This is a genomic window from Koromonas soli (assembly GCF_059726265.1).
Window position 1 is genome coordinate 1,440,561 of sequence record NZ_AP040872.1, and the last position, 20,407, is coordinate 1,460,967.

At 57.0% G+C, this 20,407-nt stretch carries 20 protein-coding genes and 1 tRNA gene; 8 read left to right on the forward strand and 13 right to left on the reverse strand.

Going from position 1 to position 20,407, the window contains the following annotated elements:
• Positions 1–43: 43 nt before the first annotated feature.
• On the reverse strand, positions 44–790 hold the full coding sequence (locus AC6IY8_RS06220) for a cytochrome c oxidase subunit 3 (RefSeq protein WP_497777875.1): 747 nt from the start codon (positions 788–790) through the stop codon (positions 44–46).
• A 156-nt stretch (positions 791–946) separates the two neighbouring features.
• Between AC6IY8_RS06220 and AC6IY8_RS06225 the strand changes: the two genes are divergently transcribed.
• Positions 947–1,429 (forward strand): PaaI family thioesterase, encoded by a 483-nt coding sequence (locus AC6IY8_RS06225; protein WP_497777876.1) that lies wholly within the window; start codon positions 947–949, stop codon positions 1,427–1,429.
• Here AC6IY8_RS06225 and rdgB read toward each other — a convergent pair.
• The 3 genes from rdgB to AC6IY8_RS06240 form a co-directional block, all read right to left on the reverse strand.
• Positions 1,426–2,055, reverse strand: coding sequence for an RdgB/HAM1 family non-canonical purine NTP pyrophosphatase (gene rdgB, locus AC6IY8_RS06230; protein WP_497777877.1), 630 nt, complete (start codon positions 2,053–2,055; stop codon positions 1,426–1,428). The genes AC6IY8_RS06225 and rdgB overlap by 4 nt on opposite strands.
• 80 nt (positions 2,056–2,135) lie before the next feature.
• Positions 2,136–2,212, reverse strand: a tRNA-Arg gene (locus tag AC6IY8_RS06235).
• 313 nt (positions 2,213–2,525) lie between these two features.
• On the reverse strand, positions 2,526–2,744 hold the full coding sequence (locus AC6IY8_RS06240; protein WP_497777878.1) for a hypothetical protein: 219 nt from the start codon (positions 2,742–2,744) through the stop codon (positions 2,526–2,528).
• A 131-nt stretch (positions 2,745–2,875) separates the two neighbouring features.
• Between AC6IY8_RS06240 and AC6IY8_RS06245 the strand changes: the two genes are divergently transcribed.
• On the forward strand, positions 2,876–5,662 hold the full coding sequence (locus AC6IY8_RS06245; protein ID WP_497777879.1) for a heavy metal translocating P-type ATPase: 2,787 nt from the start codon (positions 2,876–2,878) through the stop codon (positions 5,660–5,662).
• A 124-nt stretch (positions 5,663–5,786) separates the two neighbouring features.
• Positions 5,787–6,737, forward strand: coding sequence for a TraB/GumN family protein (locus AC6IY8_RS06250; RefSeq protein WP_497777880.1), 951 nt, complete (start codon positions 5,787–5,789; stop codon positions 6,735–6,737).
• A 69-nt stretch (positions 6,738–6,806) separates the two neighbouring features.
• Here AC6IY8_RS06250 and AC6IY8_RS06255 read toward each other — a convergent pair whose 3' ends face one another.
• Entirely contained in the window at positions 6,807–7,349 is a 543-nt protein-coding gene (locus AC6IY8_RS06255) for a TlpA family protein disulfide reductase (protein ID WP_497777881.1), read from the reverse strand.
• Here AC6IY8_RS06255 and AC6IY8_RS06260 point away from each other — a divergent pair.
• Genes AC6IY8_RS06260 through folE form a run of 4 tightly spaced genes read left to right on the forward strand, consistent with a single transcriptional unit; the run spans position 7,336 to position 10,007 of the window.
• Positions 7,336–8,475, forward strand: a complete 1,140-nt coding sequence (locus AC6IY8_RS06260; RefSeq protein WP_497777882.1) for a glycosyltransferase family 2 protein — start codon at positions 7,336–7,338, stop codon at positions 8,473–8,475. The two genes, AC6IY8_RS06255 and AC6IY8_RS06260, sit on opposite strands and share 14 nt — an antisense overlap.
• 37 nt (positions 8,476–8,512) lie before the next feature.
• Positions 8,513–8,920 (forward strand): 6-pyruvoyl trahydropterin synthase family protein, encoded by a 408-nt coding sequence (locus AC6IY8_RS06265; RefSeq protein WP_497777883.1) that lies wholly within the window; start codon positions 8,513–8,515, stop codon positions 8,918–8,920.
• 2 nt (positions 8,921–8,922) lie between these two features.
• The gene (locus AC6IY8_RS06270; RefSeq protein WP_497777884.1) at positions 8,923–9,345 is read left to right on the forward strand and encodes a 6-carboxytetrahydropterin synthase; all 423 of its coding nucleotides are present in this window, start codon (positions 8,923–8,925) and stop codon (positions 9,343–9,345) included.
• 29 nt (positions 9,346–9,374) lie between these two features.
• Positions 9,375–10,007, forward strand: a complete 633-nt coding sequence (folE, locus tag AC6IY8_RS06275) for a GTP cyclohydrolase I FolE (RefSeq protein WP_497777885.1) — start codon at positions 9,375–9,377, stop codon at positions 10,005–10,007.
• A 95-nt stretch (positions 10,008–10,102) separates the two neighbouring features.
• Here the strand turns inward: folE and AC6IY8_RS06280 are convergent, their stop codons facing one another.
• From AC6IY8_RS06280 to truB, 3 genes are all read right to left on the reverse strand, one after another.
• Entirely contained in the window at positions 10,103–10,267 is a 165-nt protein-coding gene (locus tag AC6IY8_RS06280; RefSeq protein WP_497777886.1) for a hypothetical protein, read from the reverse strand.
• Between the two features lie 82 nt (positions 10,268–10,349).
• The gene (locus AC6IY8_RS06285) at positions 10,350–11,069 is read right to left on the reverse strand and encodes a rhomboid family intramembrane serine protease (RefSeq protein ID WP_497777887.1); all 720 of its coding nucleotides are present in this window, start codon (positions 11,067–11,069) and stop codon (positions 10,350–10,352) included.
• Between the two features lie 1,887 nt (positions 11,070–12,956).
• Positions 12,957–13,856: a tRNA pseudouridine(55) synthase TruB gene (gene truB, locus AC6IY8_RS06290; protein ID WP_497777889.1), complete on the reverse strand. Its 900-nt coding sequence runs from the start codon at positions 13,854–13,856 to the stop codon at positions 12,957–12,959.
• Positions 13,857–14,071: 215 nt separating this feature from the next.
• Here truB and AC6IY8_RS06295 point away from each other — a divergent pair, with 215 nt between their 5' ends.
• On the forward strand, positions 14,072–14,641 hold the full coding sequence (locus AC6IY8_RS06295; protein WP_497777890.1) for a hypothetical protein: 570 nt from the start codon (positions 14,072–14,074) through the stop codon (positions 14,639–14,641).
• Between the two features lie 46 nt (positions 14,642–14,687).
• On the opposite strand, the gene AC6IY8_RS06300 is transcribed toward AC6IY8_RS06295, so the two are convergent.
• The 5 genes from AC6IY8_RS06300 to AC6IY8_RS06320 all read right to left on the reverse strand — a co-directional run bounded on the left by AC6IY8_RS06300 (position 14,688) and on the right by AC6IY8_RS06320 (position 20,253).
• Entirely contained in the window at positions 14,688–15,002 is a 315-nt protein-coding gene (locus AC6IY8_RS06300; protein WP_497777892.1) for a hypothetical protein, read from the reverse strand.
• An 11-nt stretch (positions 15,003–15,013) separates the two neighbouring features.
• Positions 15,014–15,982 (reverse strand): GNAT family N-acetyltransferase, encoded by a 969-nt coding sequence (locus tag AC6IY8_RS06305; RefSeq protein WP_497777893.1) that lies wholly within the window; start codon positions 15,980–15,982, stop codon positions 15,014–15,016.
• A 66-nt stretch (positions 15,983–16,048) separates the two neighbouring features.
• Positions 16,049–17,845 (reverse strand): chloride channel protein, encoded by a 1,797-nt coding sequence (locus AC6IY8_RS06310; protein WP_497777895.1) that lies wholly within the window; start codon positions 17,843–17,845, stop codon positions 16,049–16,051.
• Entirely contained in the window at positions 17,842–19,107 is a 1,266-nt protein-coding gene (locus tag AC6IY8_RS06315) for a tetratricopeptide repeat protein (RefSeq protein ID WP_497777896.1), read from the reverse strand. The genes AC6IY8_RS06310 and AC6IY8_RS06315 overlap by 4 nt, the downstream gene beginning before the upstream one ends.
• A 156-nt stretch (positions 19,108–19,263) precedes the next feature.
• Entirely contained in the window at positions 19,264–20,253 is a 990-nt protein-coding gene (locus AC6IY8_RS06320) for an energy transducer TonB (RefSeq protein WP_497777897.1), read from the reverse strand.
• Positions 20,254–20,407 lie beyond the last annotated feature (154 nt).

Sequence of the window (20,407 nt, forward strand, 5' to 3'; positions counted from 1 at the left end):
ATAGTTCGCGCCTTGCAGCCGCTCCAAATTCCGCGCCCAAGTCTTAATCCATCAGTTTCAGAACCAGCAATACGTACATCCACATAGCGGTCATGAAGTGCCAGTACCACGCGGTCACGTCCAGCGTGATGCATCGTCGTTCAAGAGAATGGCGCGGTCCCGAGGCGAGACACGCGTACAGCAGAACAGCCAAGCCGGCCGTCAAGTGCAGAGCGTGCGTCCCCGTGAGCAGGAAGAAGAATGTGCTCGCCGGCCCACTGTCAAGAAATGCTCCGTGTGTATGCAGCGTCTGCCATGCAACATATTGGCCGACGAGGAAGAGGAACCCCGCCGCCGTCGTACCCCAAACCCACATCAGCGATGTTTGCTTGATGGGTTGGACGCCGGGGATGGTGCTCATAGGCACCAGGATGGATTCAATCCGTGCCGCTCGTCTCGCGATTTCCACTGCGAAGCTGCTCAGCAGCAACACAGCGGTGTTGATCAATAAAATCTTCATCGGGAGCGACACGGGATTCCAATCGCTCTGGAAACCTCCGGTCAGCGGATCGAATTTTCCCGCACCCCGGCGCGCCACGAAAAGGGTGGTAAACGAGATAAATAACATCACGATCGAGGCGATCGTGAACAGCAACCCGAGTCTGTAACGCTTCAGTTGCTGCCTGAAACCATGGAAACCATCACCGTCGCCGCGACCGCCACCGCCGCCTCCACCACCAGAAGGCTCAGGAGGAAACGGACCCCGATTGCCGCCACCGGGAACGGGCTTGTTTGAAGAGCGCGAAACCATGCCAGCCATCTCCTTCCTAGATGCTGAAAAAGGCTCCCGCCGCTGAAAATAAATTCAGCCCCGGACAGTTTTCCTCAGTGATTACTGGATCAGAATCCAAACTCGTCTGCGCTGAATCGAATTGTTACACTCTGATCGCGGAGCTTGACGCAAGAGATGAACGCCCATGATCACGACGTACCCACGGTAACCTGGCAGCGAGATGGATGCTTTGGCTGCGGCCCAGGTAATCCCGATGGCCTCCAGCTAAAGTTTGCGCTGGCGCCTGATGGCCAGAGCTATCTTTGCGAGTTCCAACTCGACAGCAGATTTGTCGGGCCTCCCGGCCATGCGCACGGCGGCATTATTGCCACGATTCTCGACGAGGCGATGGGCAAAGCAAATAAGCTGAAGCGCAAGGTCGCACTCACGCGTCGCATGGAGGTGGAATATTTCCGTCCAGTTCCGCTCGATGTTCCTCTCGTAGCCGAGGGGCGCAACCTTCGCGAAGAAGGGCGTGAACTCCATAACACAGGAGAGATCCGCGATTCAAACGGCGCTGTTCTGGCGCGCAGCCGCGGAACCTTCATCGTGATCGATGCGAGCAAAATGTTTGCGCGCGAATTGGAAAGGGAACGCACTCAAGCGCGGCAGGGCTAATTCTGCGGCTGTCGTGCCCACTCGAGGAAAGTTCGCAGCGCAGCTCCTCGATGGCTGTAGTGCGATTTCTCATCTGGCGAGAGTTCCGCAAACGTCTTCCCAATGGAAGGGAAGTAGAACAGCGGGTCATAGCCGAATCCCATGTGGCCTCGGGGCTCGCGCAGGATGACACCTTCAGCTTCGCCCCGGAAATGTTGCACCTCGTGCCCGTCCCGCGCGGCAGAGATCACGCATACGAATCGTCCGCTGCGATCTCCGTCGGACACTGCATCCAGTTCGCGCAGCAGGCGGGCATTGTTTGCCTCGTCCTTGCTGTTGCCATCGAGTTCTTCAGGACCGGAACCGCCAGCCAAAGCAGCGTAACGCGCTGAATGTACCCCCGGTTCGCCCTTCAGAGCATCGACTGCGAGTCCTGAATCGTCGGCCAGCACCAGTTCACCGGGTGCAAACCGGCTGTAGTATTCGGCCTTCTTCCGAGCATTCTCCTCAAACGTAAGGCCGTCCTCGATCGGTTCGGGAATGTTGTCGAGGTTCGCCAGCGCTTCCACCACGATTCCATAGACGGACGTTGCTCCTGCAAAATCACGCAGCTTACCTTTGTTCGACGTCGCGATCAAAACCTTCATTTCGATTTGAATCCAAACCCTCTTCGGGTGATTTTCTTCGCAAAAGCGAAAAGGCCCTCGCGGGCCTAAGCAAACTTAAATGGTGCGCCCTGAGAGATTCGAACTCCCGGCCTACTGATTCGTAGTCAGTCGCTCTATCCAGCTGAGCTAAGGGCGCATCCTGTTTGGCTGCGTCGTTGTTGCCAACGACCAAACTCAATATAACAATACCTTAGCTGCCTTCGCAACCTGCAGGGCCCCCGCTCTGTGGATAACCTTTCAGAGTTGTCTGGCTCGCGAATCTGTAGTCCGGGTATGTCGAATCTACGCAACCGGGCAAAGTTTTCCGGCCAGGAGTTGTACGACCGGCTCTAAGCCATTCATTTTGGGCGCAGCAGGGTTTGGCATGGGGCGTGCAATTACAGAAGGCAAGACGAAGTGGCGCATGAAAGGGCCCTTGCCAACGTTTCAGGCAGGGCCCTTTCTAATTGCTACGAGGGATACTTCAAATCCAGCCCGGAACGACGCAGCAGGTTCGCGATGGTAGCTGGATTCAAGCGCGTCGCATCGTATTCCACGCAGACGGTTCGCGCTTCCTCATTGAACTTCAAACGACGAATCCCATACACCTCGCGGATGGTGTCAATACCCCGCATCACTGCCTCATCGGGCGACATCCCATAGCTATAGTTGACTTCGACGTTGGTCATCCTGATTCCTCGGCATCTTTGCCAGACGATATTCGTCTGGTGTGCTTACGATCTATCATACATTCAGTGAGTAGCGCCGTGTATTGGCTCCAATTCCGGTCCTTACGCGCGTACTGAAAGGGAATTTATCCTTGCACGACATTCATGCAAAAGACCCGGTATGCGGGATGACGGTGGATACCACCTCTCCTCGCGGTGGCTCTTACGTCTATAACGGCACCGAGTATTTTTTCTGTAATCCGAGGTGCAATGAACGCTTCCGGTCAGAGCCTGAGAAGTTCCTTGCGAAGCCCGCATTCAGTCTCGCCCAAATCAATCTTGGAGCAATGAGAGCATCCTCCGACGTGCCCCGTCCTGTTACCCCGAGCGGCAATCCATCTCAGCCGCAGACGAAAGCGAAAGATCCAGTATGCGGGATGATGGTGGACACAGCCTCTCCTCGCGGTGGCTCCTACGTATATAACGGCACCGAATACTTCTTCTGCAATCCGAAGTGCAACGAACGTTTCCGCTCTGATCCGGAGAAGTATCTCGCCCCCAAATCCGATCTCTCGCATATCAATCTCGGCCCCATGAAGGGATCAGGGAACCCGCCCGACATCATGCTCGGCGGAATCCGTCCGGCATCGCAGACCGCCGCACCGGCATTTGCCACGGCCACCATCGCCGCTGCGCCCGGGCCGAAGAAGCAGCAGGAAGCCACCGCATACATTTGCCCAATGTGTCCCGAGGTGCGGTCGCCGGTACCAGCCGCATGTCCCTCCTGCGGCATGGCTCTCGAGCCGGAAACTCTGCAGCCGACATCCACCACCGAGTACGTCTGCCCCATGCATCCAGAGGTCGTTCAAGACCACCCCGGCCAGTGCCCCAAGTGTGGCATGGATCTAGAACCGCGCACGGTGACCGGTGTCGATACTCCCAACCCCGAGATGTTGGACATGACTCGCCGCTTGCGGGTGAGCATCGCCTTCGGAGTGCCTCTGCTCGTGCTTGCAATGCTGCACATGGCGACGCCGCTTCAGCATGCGCTCAACGAAAATAAAGTCGCGTGGGTGCAACTACTGTTGGCTTCTCCGGTTGTGCTTTGGGGAGGACTGCCGTTTTTCCAGCGTGCAATCGCCTCCATCAAATTCCGCAGCCCCAACATGTTTACCCTGATCGGAATCGGCGTAGGCGCGAGCTACTTCTACAGCGCCATCGCAACATTCTGGCCCGAGATGTTTCCGCACCAGGCGCATCATTCGCAGCCTGCCGTGTATTTCGAGTCAGCCGCTGCCATCATCATCCTCGTGCTCGTCGGTCAGGTGATGGAACTGCGTGCGCGTGGACGAACTTCCAGTGCCATTCGTGCGCTGCTCGATCTCTCGCCCAAGATGGCCCGTGTTGTCGAGTCCGATGGACGCGAGCACGACATCCCACTCGATCAGGTCACCGTCGGTCAGTCGCTTCGAGTACGCCCCGGCGAGAAAATTCCTGTCGATGGACGCGTGCTAGACGGGCGCACCATTGTGGATGAATCGCTCGTCACCGGCGAATCGCTACCCGTCGAGAAGAATGTGGGCGATAGTGTCATAGGAGCGAGTGTCAACGGTAATGGCTCCATCCTGATGCGCGCCGAGCACGTCGGCAGCGAAACCGTGCTGGCGCAAATTGTAAAGCTTGTCAGCGAAGCACAACGAAGCCGCGCTCCGATTCAGCGGCTGGCCGACAAGGTTTCGGCTGTGTTTGTCCCTGTCGTTGTTGCCATTTCTCTCATCACGTTCATCGCCTGGCTTGCCTTCGGCCCCGCTCCCGCATTGCCGCATGCGCTGGTGAACGCCGTAGCGGTGCTCATCATCGCCTGCCCTTGCGCGCTTGGACTTGCCACGCCAATGGCGATCATGGTCGGCACCGGACGTGGCGCCCGTGCCGGCGTGCTCGTTAAGAACGCCGAAGCATTGGAAGCTATGGAGCGCGTCAACACCATCGTAGTCGACAAGACGGGCACGCTTACTCAGGGCCGTCCCACGCTCGAGTCGGTCGTTGTTCTCACTCGCCACAACAATGAAGAAGACCTCGTTCAGTGGGCTTCCAGTATCGAGAGCATGAGTGAGCATCCTCTCGGAGCGGCCATTGTTCATGCCGCGGAAGCCGCGCAGCTCCGCCCGCATCGTGTCGAGCGCTTCGAGTCGCGGCCCGGGCGCGGTGTCCTTGGCGATGTCGATGCACGCTACATCGCGATTGGGAACATCACGCTTATGCAGGAACTGGGCGTGACCATCTCTCCAGAGGCTGCCTCCCGTGCCGAAGCCATGCGTAATAATGGGCAGACGGTGCTCTACCTGTCTTCTGATCGTGTGCTGGTCGGCCTTTTCGGAGTGTCCGATCCGCTCAAGCCCACGTCCGCGATCGCACTCGAAGACCTCACACGCGAAGGCCTGCATGTGGTCATGCTTACAGGTGACAGCCACACGACGGCCGAAGCCATCGCGCGCAAGTTAGGCATCCGCGAGTTCGAAGCCGAGGTGCTTCCGGAGCGCAAGGCTGAGGTCATCCAACGCCTGCAAAAGCAGGGAAGAGTCGTCGCCATGGCCGGAGACGGCATCAACGATGCACCTGCGCTTGCTCAGGCAAATGTTGGAATTGCCATGAGCACCGGCACCGATATTGCCATGCAAACCTCCGGCATCACGCTGTTGCGGGGTGATCTGCGCGGAATCCTGCGTGCGCGCCGCCTGAGCCAGGCGACCATGCGCAACATCCGGCAGAACCTGTTCTTCGCCTTCATCTACAATGCGCTGGGCGTACCACTAGCAGCCGGCATCCTCTATCCCGTGACGGGCTGGATGTTGCATCCGGTCTTCGCTGCCGCCGCCATGAGTTTCAGCTCCGTGTCGGTTATCAGCAATGCGTTGCGCTTGCGGCAGATCAAGCTCTAGCCACCGCTGAAGCAGATCTCACGCCATCCGGTCTATTTCTCGGATGGCGTTTTGATTGCGAAAACATTGAGAGGTATACATCCAACTCACAAATGCTAGACTCACACTTCATAGAAGGGATGTTATGAAGCGCTCGATTTCAGCACGCTCAATCATTCTTGTATTTGTTTGCGTGCTCGTTTCTATTGCGGCGTCCGCACAGTCCAGCCCTTACACGCCGGGCGCTCCGTTCATGATGTGGAAGATATCGTCGAAGACGAATAGCGCTTACATCGTCGGCTCCGTTCACGTTGGTGAGAAGTCAATGTATCCGCTGCCCACAGTGGTCGAGAACGCGTTCAACGCGGCCTCCGTACTGATCGTGGAGGTGGACATGACCAAGATCGATCCGCAGAAGATGCAGCAAATGATGGCAACAACCGCCATTTACCCTGATGGAGATGACCTGTTCAAGCACATCGCGCCGGAAACACGCGAAAAGCTTGCCACCTTCCTTGTCCCCTATGGAATGCCCCTGGAGTTTCTCGCACGCTTCCGGCCATGGGCGGTTGGAGTTACCGTTTCGATGCTCCCGATGCTTCGCTCCGGACTCGATCCCAAGGCTGGTGTCGATATGTATTTTCTTCAGAAAGCGAGCGGCAAGCGCATTGAAGAATTGGAGGACGCCTCGTGGCAGTTGAACCTGCTCGCCTCCGAAGTGACTGACAAGGAGGCCGATGCGTTCTTGCTTTCCTCAATTAAAGAGGCCGGAAATTCCAGCGGAATGGCTGCGAAAATCTCCAGCGTCTGGAGCCAAGGCTCCGCCGATAAGCTGGATGAACTCCTGAGTCGCGAAAACGCGGGCGAGAAGAAGCTGTCGCGGCGTCTTCGCGAAGATCGCAATCCGCATATGACCGATCGCTTGGAGAAATGCCTCCAGTCCTCGGATTCATGTTTCATGGTTGTCGGCGCGGCCCACGTGGTCGGCAGCGAAGGCATTGTCAACCAACTCAAGGCGCGTGGTTATCGAGTAGAGCAGGCCATAGTGGACGGGCCAGTGCACAGTGCGCTCGCATCCGGCGCGCAGAAGAATTGACCACTTCTTCCTGCAATAGCAAAAGGCGCGGATCAAACCGCGCCTTTCTATCTTCCAATCTTCTCGCCCTTACAGCTTGCTGAAATACTCGATCATCTCCGGCGAGTTCCACTCCACCGCGCCGATGAATTTCCGCTGGATCTTTCCGTCTCTACCGATCAGGAAGCTCTCGGGATACGCATACGTCCCATAGAGAGAGCTCGACTTGTGATCGGGATCGCGCACAGTCAGCAGGCCCGGCATCCTCTTCGTGGTGAAGTTCTTGTAGGCATCTTCGTCCACGTCCATGCTTACCGCCAGAATCGTAACTTTGTCGCCCATCTTCTGCTGTAGCGCGACCAGCGCAGGAACTTCCTGGACACACGGCGGGCACCACGTCGCCCAGAAATTGAGCAGCACAGGCTTGCCGCGGAACTGGCTAAGCTGTACCGTTTTTTGGCCATCGGTCACCGTAAAGTCCGGTGCCACGGACCCAATCTTTGAGGGCTCCGAACTGCGGCACGAAGCAATGTCGAGCATCAGTCCCAATCCCAGGACGAAAATTGCGAATCGTTTGCTGAATTTCACGTCACTTATAATAAACCGGAAGTAAACATTTATGGACTCCGCCATTTCGCCTAAGCCCGGTCCGAAGGTCTCCGTGATCATTCCGGCTCGCAACGAAGAGGCGAATCTGGAGCGCTGCCTCCGCTCTTTGGTCGTGCAAAAGGGTATCCCCTTCGAGATCATCGTGGTCGATGACGGTTCCACCGACCGCACCCGCAACATCGCCGAGACCTTCACGCGTGTACGGCAGTGCCCCTACATTGCACTCAACGAATTCCTATTGGACGTCCACGTCCTGGATACGTCGGCTCTACCTGACGGCTGGACGGGCAAGACGAACGCTCTTGTTGCCGGGGAGCGGGTTGCAAGAGGCCAGTGGTTCCTGTTCACCGATGCCGACACTGAACACCACGAAGGCTCTCTCTCCGCGGCCGTATGCGAAGCCGAGGAGCAGAGTGCCGACCTGCTCTCGTATTCACCTGGGCAAATACTCACGGGAGTTCGGCAGCAACTTGTCATGCCGCTCATTTTTGGCGAATTGGCCCTGCGCTACAGTCCTCGGCGGGTCAGCGATCCGTCTCTGCCCGATGCCGCTGCCAATGGTCAATATCTGCTTGTCCGCCGAACCGCCCAAGCCAAAATAGGCGGATTCACCTCTGTCGCAACCGAATTGCTCGACGACGTTGCCCTCGCTCGCCTTTACAAGCAGCATGGTTTGAAGATCCGCTTCCGCCACGCAGGCGAAGCCGTACGAACGCGCATGTACAACTCGTGGGACGACCTTCGGATCGGCTGGATCAAAAACCTTGCCATCCTCTTTCCCAATGCTGGCGAGCTCGCAAAGAAGCGCTCCGGAGAATTCATCCGCCTTCTGCTATCACTTTTTCTCGCCATCATGTGGACCACGTTCTACGCCTCACGACGGCAACTTGCCGGCGACTGGTTCTGGCCGGTGATGATCGCGCTATTCTGGTTCTTCGCCATCGTCAACTTTGCTGCCTTCTATGGGCGTGTAGCGCGTGCCCATTTTCCACTCTGGAATACGCTCGCCTCCATTTTGGGCCTGCCTCTGTTTGCGGGCTTGCTGCGCCAGTCAGCAGAGGCGCATGCGAAGGGAACTGTCAGTTGGCGGGGACGTGACTACAGCACAACTGGAGCTTCCCGCCGCTCCAAGGCATCCAATTCAAAGTAGCCGTACAATGATTTCGCCCGAAAATCAGGGAGCTGCAATGATTTATCTCACCCGAAAGGCCGAGTTCTCGGCGGCGCACTACTACCACAACCCGGAGTGGACTCTGCAGGAGAATGAGCGTGTCTTCGGCAAATGTGCCAATCTCAACGGGCACGGACACAACTACACGCTCGAGGTCACAGTCGCCGGAGAGGTGGATTCCGTCACCGGTTTCGTCATTGATCTCAAACTGCTCAAGGACATCCTCAATCGCGAGGTCCTCGAACATCTCGACCATCGACACCTCAACAAGGAAGTCCCGGAGTTCTCCCACGCCCAGCCCACTACCGAAAACATTGCCGTCGCCGTCTGGAATCGCCTTCACGCAAAGCTCGGTTCCGTAAAGCTGCATCGAGTGCGCCTCTATGAACTTCCCGACCTTTTCGTGGACTATTACGGGGAATGACGATGAAGGTCTATCTCACTCGTCGCTACCCGTTCTCGGCCTCGCATCGACTGCATCATTCGGCCTTATCTGACCTCGAGAATCGCGAAACCTACGGCAAGTGCAATAATCCCCATGGCCACGGTCACACTTACTATCTCGAAGTCACCGTCAGCGGCCTGATTGCACCCGAAACCGGAATGGTCTGCGACTTGGCCCTGCTCGATGCAGCCGTTCAACGTGAGGTACTGAGTCGCTTCGATCACCAGAACCTCAACAATCTGCAGGAGTTCCGCGCAGCCGTTCCGACCACTGAGAACCTCACCATCTGCATCCAGCAGATTCTGAGCCAGATCGCGCTTCCGGCTCATCTTGAAAGTGTTCGCGTCGAAGAGACTGCAAACAATTCCTTCGAATACGCGGGAGTCGCCGCGCTCAGGCGCTAGCAAGACGCTCGACTTAAGAAAGAGAGATAATGAAAGCAGTATCTTTCGATAATCCGATGAGTCAAACACAAGAACACGAACTCAGCGCGCTGCAGCAGGCCAGTTTCGAGGACCTCGTGCGCGAAATGATCTCCCGCGTGGGCGACGATCCCACACGCGAAGGACTGCTGGCAACGCCTGCCCGCGTAGTGAAGTCCATGCAGTTCCTCACCAGCGGCTATAGCAAGAAGCCTGCAGACGTCCTCAACGGCGCGTTGTTTACGGTCGATTACGACGAGATGGTGATCGTCAAGGACATCGAGATGTTCAGCATGTGCGAGCACCACATGCTTCCATTCTTCGGCAAGGTGCACATCGCCTACATTCCGCAAGGGAAGGTCATCGGGCTGAGTAAGCTTCCGCGCCTTGTCGAGGTCTTCGCGCGTCGCCTACAGGTGCAGGAGCGACTGACCACGCAGTTGGCCGAAGCCGTACAGGAAACCATTCAGCCGCAGGGTGTCGGCGTCGTCATTGAAGCCCGCCATCTGTGCATGATGATGCGCGGCGTCGAAAAGCAGCACTCTGCCGCCGTCACTTCAGCCATGCTCGGAGTCTTCCGGCAACACGAAACTACTCGCAACGAGTTCCTCTCGCTCGTCCGGCAGAAGTCCAACGGCCTCTGAATGCCATAGCAGGCCTCAAAACGATTCGCCGACACACAAAAGGCCCCACGCCATGTTTGTATGTGTGGGGCCTTCTTATTTCCAGTGAAATGAGGCTAGACCTCGTCCTCGTCTAACTCTTCTTCGTCGTAGAGGTCGGTTTCATCCTCGTCAACCAGGTCTGGATCGAACTTATCTGGCTTCGGTCCATCATATTCTTCGTCGGGTTCGGCTCGGGCGTACACGAACGGGGAGTCGCAGAATTCTCTGGGGTCAGTCATTGTGGACACCTCGGGGATTTGGTTCCTCAGTTTGAGTTACCGCTCCTCCTGTGCGATGCCTGACCTGCGCGATTAGTTCCAGCTACCAGTCGTAACGATAACGCCGCGTCCGGACAGGGAAGAGTCGTACCAGGAAAACGCCAGCCACAAATCCCCCCACGTGAGCCCAGAAAGCCACGCCTCCTCCGGTCGGACCGACCAGCACGCTTCCCACTCCGCTCAGGAACTGCATCACGAACCAGTAGCTCAGAACCAGCCATGCCGGAAGCCACAGGAAAAACACGAACAGAAACGGCACCAGCATCAAAACCCGTGCGCGAGGATATAGGACAAAATACCCGCCCATCACTCCAGCAATCGCCCCGCTGGCGCCCAGCATAGGGACGGATGAGTAGAAGTTCAGAGCCGTCTGCGTGAGGGCGGCTAGAAACCCGCATGCCAGGTAGAAAACCAAGTACCCGAAATGTCCAAGTGCATCTTCAAGGTTTTTCCCGAACACCCACAGAAACCACATGTTAAAGATTAGGTGGAGCCATCCCCCATGCATGAACATGCTGGTCAGAACCGGCAGGAATGCATATCCCGGCGAGAGCGCATAGCCGTGCGGGTGGCCCTGCATCGGAACCCCCTGGAGCGCAGCAAACAACCGTGCTGGAATCAAGGCAAAGGTCCGAATGAAATCTACCTGGGAACGCGAATCAAGCGAAATCTGAAAGAAAAAGACCAGCACACACGCTGCGATCAGAAAGGAGTTGACCAGCGGCGTGGAGAGCCTCGGCGTATCGTCTTTCAGTGGAAACATCGTTCCTCAACTTGCAAACTGCTACTTGGGAGTTTGATGCGGACATGCGAACCGAAGGGCAGCTACTTGCGCCTTCTCAGAAACTAACATCATACACGCGGGGAGTCGTTGCTTTTCACAAACTAATGGGCAAGAGCCGAGCCCGCCAGAGAAATGGCGAGCACGGCAACCGGGCTGGGTAATCTCATTTACGCAAGACCTCCGTCTTCCTATTGATCTTAAAAATGCCCACAGGATAGGCGAGAGCAGTGTTCTGAGCTCTTGAGATAGTACGTCCGATAATGTGTATTCTGTTAAACATGGAGCAAGTGGATGTCACCTTCTCGTGAACCGATAAATTGTCGGAAATCGCATATCTTGGCACCTACTCGAATATCCTGGCACCGGTCTCGCGCGGGTTCCCTTCGGCCTCGAATATCGCCGTTTTAAGCGCCCGACGGATGGGGCCTTCTTCTGGCGGGATTAACTCGTGAAATCCACGTTGAAGGTTTGTCGCCATTCGCAATATCAATGTGGCGGTGCGGTGCGCGGACTCTTGTGTTTCCCGCAACGCCTGTTTGGGGCGGACAGATGTATCACCGCTGTCCTCGATGTACTTCTCGTCCGCTTCGCCACCCTTATGTTCGCACACATGCCGGGATGGAACATGAGTTTGGCAAACTCGACATCTCCTGCGGATAAGCCCTCGAGGATGTCAATATCGAAGATCTCTTTCAAATCGGCGGCCACCGCCTCTAGGTTGTGAAAGCGTCGGTTCTCAAACCGTCCGCGCCTTCTGCTCGTCATCGGTACGAACCGAATCAGTTCAGAAAGTAGCGGATTGTCGGGCTTTAGTTCCAAGCTGAAGGTTGTACCATAGGTCATCCCCAATCGCGAGTCTTATGGCTATAAGGCGTGGATTCGACGCAACCCGAAGAAATCGCAACATCGGCACGGCAAAGCAGGGACACGGTCGAAACAATCGCATGGTCGTCCCGTCCATCTGCAATGCAGAGCGTGTTTGGTGGGAGCAGTTAGGTGAGGCGGAATTTGTGCGCCGCGCAGTCAATGGTCGCGACTTGCTCTTCATACTTGAGAAGACCCGACCAAGTTTCATATATCCCGTCAGCGTGGGTGACGTTTGTGAAGTGCTGCGTAGAATCCCAGACGAACATTGGATAGGATTGGAAACCTTTATCTTCCGCCAATCCACTAGGAAGCAACTGATCTTGAGTCCTTCTTGGGGCCGTATCGCGTTCTCCGCTGACGTCGGGCATCCTGGCAAGAGAAACCTGTACTCCGGCACGGCTGTGCTTCTGGAGGCGGTAAACGTTGGCGCGAGATGGCACTGGAGCAAGTCGCTCACCCCCTCAGACGCACTGGAACTTGAGCGACTACGGCAGGATGGTCATTCGGTGCGGGACATCGGTAACTGCTTCGAGATCATTAGCAGTCCAGAGTCAGCGAGATCAACACAACTGTACAGAACTCTTCTACACGAAATCGGACACTGGGTTGATTGGCAGGATCACGTTGAACGACCTTCTGAGGGAGGGAAGGACTATGGTGACTTGGTGCAGTCGTACTGGTCGCGGCCTAAAGACGAGCGGGAGGCATTCGCTCACAGGTACGCCGAGGAGGCCCGATCGAGACTTGCCGCAGACGGTGCCATTCCCTTCAAGAGGATCGACGTAGCGCAAACCGCGCAGCCATAAAGTTCAGACGGTTGCGGATGGTGCCAGCATTTGCGCGCTTTTCAACGGATGATGCCAAGATATTCGACTCAGCAGTGCCAGCGACTTCGGCTCACGTTATTTCGGATGGTGCCAACTTATTCGACTTCCGACATAAATCGCACACTTTCAACGATGTAGCCGCATCCCTCTCAGGCTCTTCTTCCTCTTTTTGTCACTGCAGGGATTCATTACTTCCCCACAACACGACCTTCGGCTTGAAGAGCGTTCCAGCGATGCGCTGACATATCGCGAGTAACTGCACCTGCCCCGCGAACACTTTTACCAACGGAGCATCTGAGAATTCCGGCAGGTTCACGGCTCGTCCGTTTCGCAGATAGCTAACCGTCTCCGGCATCGCAGTAACTGACGGTAACGCAGCCAACACTCGTCTCGGATGGACGAAGAGTTTTTCCGCCTCCGCTCCTGCCGCTTCGATATCCTCCAGCGTTCGCGCATCCGCCTCTGCGAATTCCGCAAACCTCGTCCGTCGCAACAACGACAAATGAGCCCCAACGCCGATTGCCGCTCCCAGTTCGTGTGCGATGGACCGGATGTACGTTCCGGATGAAACTTCCACCTCGAACGCCACGCTTTGTCCATCCCAATCGTCTAGCGAGAACCTGCGCACCGTTATCCCCACCGGTTTCAGCTCGACTGATTTCTGTTGCCGAGCGAGTTTGTACGCTGGCACTCCGCCAATCTTTTTTGCCGAAAACGGCGGCGGCGCCTGCTGGATCGTGCCAACGAACCCTCTCGCTGCTTCCTTGATGGTGTCCAGCATGAGCCCTGAGACATCGCATTCCGCGCTTGTGGGTTCTCCTTCTGCGTCGTAGGTAGTAGTGGCGAAGCCGAACCTGATTCGCCCGGTGTAGGTCTTTTCAGCGCCGCCATAAAACTGCGCAATGCGAGTCCATTTTCCCAAGACCAGAGGCAGCAACCCCGTCGCCATCGGATCCAGCGTCCCCAGATGCCCAATGCTCTTCTCACCTAGAATCCGGCGCAGGCGTCCCACGACATCGTGCGACGTCCACCCTGCGGGCTTGTCGATCACTATCAATCCATTTCGTTCCATCTACTAACATGCTCATCCGGCGGCAGTGGCCAGGTCAACTCCTTGAATTTTCCGCAGGCCATCCATCAGCGCTTCTGGTTGTTTCGGCCCTCGGGTTACACGTTACAAACGATTGGCATCCCAACTGTAGATCTACAGCCAGGCCAGCCCATTGGGTAAGAGCGACGTTTGTCGTCATGGAACGCTTTTGGCCTTGGTTCTTCGGGAGACAGATTATGAGAATCTTCAGCCGTCGGTTCCTAGCTCCATTCAGCGCAGCAGTGTTGCTCTGCCTTGCGCTTCCGGCGTATTCCAGTCCTCAGACGCAAATTGGCACTCCGGTACTGGCTTCAGATCAGCTTGGGGATGCCTATCAGAACGGGTTCAACCACGGACAGGCCGATGCAGGCAGCGGAGTTCCCCGCAGCGATCAACCCGGTGATAAGTGGACCACAGAGGGAGCTCGTCGCGCCTATCGTGAAGGCTACAACGCCGGTTACGCCAGCGTGCCCGTAGGAAGCACTTCTGCGGCTGCCGCCAGAACCAGCGGTTCTGCCATGGCGAGTGCCGTTGACAGCACAGTTCCTGGTCCCGCCCGCTTTGGATTTGACGACGGCATGGCTGCTGGACGCAAGGATCGTGACCATGGACACTCTTTCAAGCCAACGGACAGCGACATGTATAAGAATGGCGATCATGGCTGGTCCTCGGACTTTGGCGACAAGGATCATTACAAGCAGCTCTATCGTCAGGCTTACACACAGGGATATCAGGACGGATACGGGGCTGTTCAGCCTCAACAGTAACAGCGGCGGGACACGGTGCGCGGCCATTGAGGCGCGCACCGCTGTTTCAAGCTTGCGGAGCCATCAAAGTTTCCAACTCGCGCCGGAAGTGTTCCAATTCATCCAAGCGTTCCTGAGTGGCTTCGATTAGTTCATTCTTGGCTTGGAAAACCTTTTTGCCACCTTTTTCGACCAAAACTCCGAGCACCTCGCCCATATGCCACCCCGGCTGGCCGATCAGCTTTAGTCCATTTGGCAAAGGCTGCACCAAGGCGATGCAGCTTCCCTTCATCAGTCCAACTGTGTTTGGGAACCGCTCAAACGTTTCAATCTCGAATCCTGCCATGTAAAGCGCTCTTAACTGCTGCGCTGGATCAGCCACTATGTCTCCATTCATGCCGCCGGGAGCACTAACCCCAGCGCTCCATTCCATGATGCCATCTGATCTGCCGTCGCCGCCACCCTATATAGAGGAACCATGGCCGTCGCGAGCCGATTCTTGTACGGATACTCTCCGGTCATGAAATCGGTATCCAAACCCTCTTCGAGCGAATGCCGCGCCGCCTCAAAGATGATGACCTGTCCCGGCGAGAATCTCTCCCAACGCGCATCATGGTGAATCGTATAGAGATGCCGCGTCGTGCTATGACGAAAAGTCACCAATGCTGCGGCGATTTCGTCGTCGCGCGTCTCGTAAGTCAAAACGGTTGTATCGAGTACGCGATCACAGACAATGCTTAACATGAAGTTTTGTCTCTGCCTGTCCTGGAACAGGTTCTCGCTGGTTCCGTTCCATTCGGCTTTGCGGCGATAGAGCCATTCCGCCACCCCGCGCAGCCCGCTCTCCCTGCGTACCAGCCGCAGCCCTTCTCGCACAATCCTTCGGCTGGCCTTGGCGGCTTTCTTATGCTCGGTGACGAATTCCGCAGGGTTGATATCCGCTCTGCGCACAATTGGGGCGTTGCAAAAATCTGAAGTAGGAAGAGCCTGCCAGCGCCTCCTGGCTGCGTCTCCTCTCAATGCTGTGATTTGTAGTGAAACTTTCAGCAGCGCCAGTTCGCGCCAGGCTGCATCCAGCACCGCAGGATCTCCCGCGCTCAGAACATCGCGATAATCGAAGAGCGTTTCGCCGATGAAGCCCAGTTCCCTTTTTCGACGTACCGCTGGAATGATCGCGAGCCCGGAGTCGCTCTCCGCCACTACCACGTTCGGAGTTTCACGCGCGGAGAACCACTCCGCTGCACGCCTGTTCAGCTCATATCCCTGAAACAAAGTGAATTCCGGCTGCTTGGCAAGATGTTCCCATCGCGATTTCAGCCGATCGAGTTCTTGGGCGGTACGCAAAGTTTCCAGCTTCAGCAAAGGTCTCTCCCATCACGTGCAGCTCTGCTCATTGGAAGCGACAAAACGCGGCTGGGTTCGCTGATCTCAGGAAACTTCTGCAGTCTCGGGTTCGGCCAAGCCTGCTTTGCGGTACGCCCGCAGGATGTCTTCAAGGCCGACAACTCCGACCAGCAGATCGGTGTTGCCCCGATGCACAACCGGCAGCATCGGACGGTCCTTCATGAACCGCAATGCGACATCCAGTGACTGATCCTGATACAGACGAGGTACACGAGCTTTTACCAACACTCGCACGCACGCTCCCTCGTCGCACGTCGGGTCCATCAACTGTTCGCGCGCAACTACGCTCCAACGGCCTTCGCCCAGCGACACAAGGAAGTTCGCCTCCTGCGTGCTCAAGGCGATGGCTCGTGCTGAAGAGATTGTCTCGTCACCCAGGAGTGCCCTCCCCATCGTGGGATGCATGGCGTCCTCGATCCGCAGAATCGATTGCTCTCGTTCTTCTTCCAGCGAAGGAAGATCGAGTCCATCCTGCCGCGACAGCAGGTCGAAGAGAGGAATCTCCTGGAATCCGCGCGAAATCAAGTACGAAATCGTATTGCAGATGATGACCGGAAGAATGATCGAGTAATTGCCACTGACCTCGAGAATCATGAACACCGAGGTCATCGGAGCCCGCAAAATTCCGGCGAACAGCGCTCCCATTCCCACCAGTGCGTAAGCTCCCACTGGCACCGTCAACGCTGGAAACAACTGCTGCTCCAGCATTGCAACCGACCCACCCAGCATTGCGCCCAAAAACAGCACAGGAGCAAACAATCCACCCGGAGTTCCCGTTGCGAAGCTCAAGGCCGTCGAGATCAGTTTCAATCCGGCGATGATCCCCAGCACTTGCCACGAGAAGCGGTTGTGCATCGCGAGATCGATCCACTCATATCCGGCGCCCATCACCTGCGGAAACCAGATCGCAATGAAGCCGATGAGCAGCCCTGCCACTCCGGGCTGCAGATATTGCGACCAGCTTGGCAGCCGTCGCAATCGTGGCCGCAGGTTCTTGATCACCTTCACGAAGACCAGCGAAGCCACGCCACCCACAATGCCGAGCACAGCATACGCCAGCAGCTCGCCCGGATGATCCAGATGGTATTGAGGCACCCGGAACAGCGGCTCGTCGCCCATGAACCAGCGCTCCACCACCACGCTCGAGATGGCGGACAGAACGACCGCGCCGAGAGTGCCTGCGCTCCATCGCCCAATCACTTCCTCGATGACGAACAGCACAGCAGTGATCGGTGCATTGAACGCCGCCGCCACGCCTGCCGCGGCTCCCACCGGAGCTACTAACCGCAGTCGCTCCTTCGAGAGCTTCAGCCATCGTCCCAGTGCCGAGGCCAACCCTGCGCCGATTTGCAGTGATGGATCTTCGGGACCCAGCGACTGGCCGCTGCCAATAGCGAGCGCACTCAGTACAAATTTCCCGATGACGGTGTCTGCTCCGATATATCCGTCGTAGATATACAGCGCGCCCTTGGTCTGGTTGACTCCACTTCCTCGCACACGCGGAAAGAAGTGAATCACCATCGCCGCTATCACAACACCTGTGATCGCCGGCACCAGCACGACTCGCGGCGCGCTTGGATGCATGGAGCTGCCAAGCAGCCATAGCCGCGCCGTCGCAATCGCAACCCTGAAGATCACCACGCTGAAGCCGGCCAGAACGCCAATGGCTATCGCCAGAACCAGGAAGAACTGTTCCTCGCGAATCGAGATCAGCCCCGAGGAACCCAGCATCCGGCGCAGCGTCTCGAAGTATTTCCTGCGCACCGGAGTCGCCATTTTCTCCAGCAGCGATTCTCGAATTCGGTCGCTACGCGGCTTCATTCGCTAGCCCCCATTCGCTCACGGGCCAGCAACAACAAAGCCTCGTCGTTCAGAGTCGGGGTTCCGCAGGCCTTCTGCGCCGCGGTTTCTGCTTGGAATGCAAATCGCATTGTGCTTTCGATGACGTCGTCTCGACCGCGAAGCTTTTTCTCCGACATCCACGGATCGATTTGCTCTGCCCACTTCGCAAAGCCGCTCCATTGCGCAGGGTCCTTCGGAGTGGCATTTGTCGGCGTGTGACTCATCGATTGAGCAAACGGGACCCCGCAGGCCGCAAGGCGGTCAATTGCAATCCGGAAGACAGCGATCGTCCTCTCCGATCGAATTCTCGGGCTCACATTCTCCGCAAAGGGATCCAGCACCTCCATGCGATCCAGTTGCCTTAGGAGCGACCGCGAATCCGCTGTGGGCGGCTTCACTTCTTCCAGATAGTGTCGCGCCAGCAAGTAGTTCCCTATTGCATAGCTCGCTTTTGCAGCTCCCATCACTGCAGCAGGATTCCGCTGCTTGTGCTGGTTCAACATCAGTTGATACGTATTCAGAGCGTGCGCAGCATCGCCGTTATCCATGAACAATTCCGCGAGTCGCAGATGCTCTGGCGCCCCAGCGGGCAACACCGCCGCGAGCGCCATCAAAGCCGCAGTAGCCTCGTCGTGGCGGCCCTGCTTTACAAGATAGTCCGCCACCTCGAAGCGCACGCCAATGCGCTTAGGAACCGGATCTGTTCCCGCGGGCCATACTCCCTCGATAGCGTTCTGGTAGTAACGCAACGTATCGTCTACGTGGTTGCGCCTGGCTTCCAGCCTCGCCAACTGCAGATTGATCTGCGCATCTCCCGGCCTCTGTTCCCAGAATGTATGCAACTGCCCCAAGGCCTCGCCCGTTCCGCCAGCCGCCACCAGCGCGTCGGTAAGTCGCAGTCGATACTCAAAGTTGTCGTGCGAATACACGAGCGCGGTTTCGAAGTCATCCACCGCTTCGACCGTGCGTTTCGCCTCCATCGCCCGAACTCCAGCGGCGTGATATTCGGAGGCGAGCGCGTTTTGCTTGTCCTTGAAAGTGGTCACAACGAGGCTGGTGAATGAGAATCCTAGTACAGTGATCAGCGCAAGCGTCAGCAGGGGGCGCCAGTCGTGGATCGTCCAGACGTGCGCATCTTCGTCGCAATGCGGACAGCGGCCATCAGCGCTCAGAGGCTGCTTGCAAATCGAGCATGTGGCCGTCTCTTCGTTCATTTGCACGTTCTGTTTCTCGCCGGGCATCTCGCGAGACAACTCCCGACCAAACTGATAATTCCACTACTTACTTGATATCACGCGAGCGGCGTGCGAAATCATTGTTGCAAAGAAAAAGAGAGAGGAATGTTCCTCTCTCTTTCCCTTTCAGCGAAATTTCTCTGGGGCGACCGCCCCAGCACGCTAGTACAGGCGGAAGTTCACTTCCACGTTGATTTGCACCGCCACAGGAGTCCCATCCTTCATCGCGGGCTGGAACTTCCACTGACGAACCGCTTCCATTGCCTTCTGATCGAGTCCCATTCCAAGGCTGCGCGCTACCTTTACATCGCGCGGCTTACCGTTTGAGTCAACGATCAGCCACAGCACCACCGTTCCCTGGTACTTTGCCTTGCGAGCTTCCTCACTGTAGTCCGGGTCCGGTTTTTCAAGTACGCGAGGCGCGCTCACGCCTCCGCCTACGCGGAAGATGCCGCCACCGAGTCCGCCGCCACGTCCCGGACCAACGCCTGGCCCGGTACCGCTTCCAATGCCGCCTCCGCTACCAGAACCGATACCGCCGCCCATGCCGGTGCCATTCGACGCCGGACCCGACGGGAGAACCGATTTCGGATCGCCGAGGTTCAACGCGGCTGCCGAAGCCATCTTCACCTGCGGAGGCACGACCACCGTTGGCTCCACTGCAAGCTTCGGATTGTCGTTGCGCACCACGATTGCAGGAGGCGTAATCTGCTGCATCGAGAATTTTGGCAGCTTGCCTTTTGGTGCGACGAGTTTGTCATGATCGCCGCCGCCGCCACCGCCGCCGATCTGGTCAATCTTCTTTTGCGAGAGCGGCATGTATTCGCTAACGTCCGGTGCGACCAGCGTTACGTGCTCCTGCGGCTTCATCATCACCTTGGCGCCTTTAATCGACAGCACAATCACCGTCGCCAGCACCGCGCCGTGAATGATGAGTGAAACCGATGCGCTCTTCTTGCGATAGTTATACTCGCCCCAGATGTCGTTGACCTTCACCGGGCGAGAAGTCAGTTGCAGAGGTGGGAGCTTTTTCGGAAACAGGCGCTCCCGAACGCTCTCAGCCAGAGACTTCCATAGCGGTGGATTGAGATCCTCCCGCATCAGCAGATTCAGTTCTGGCTCGTCCTTCTTTGGCATTTGTCCATCATTCATTCGGTTCTGCATTGACTCGCCCCTCACCCTCGGGCTACTTCAGCTCCCATCCGTGTCGCAATTCGTTTGCTCGGACTCCCCCCACGGGATCCGTGCAATGATTTTTGCGCCACGGCTCTCGCTTACGTGAGCCGAATTTGTACTACCTGTGATA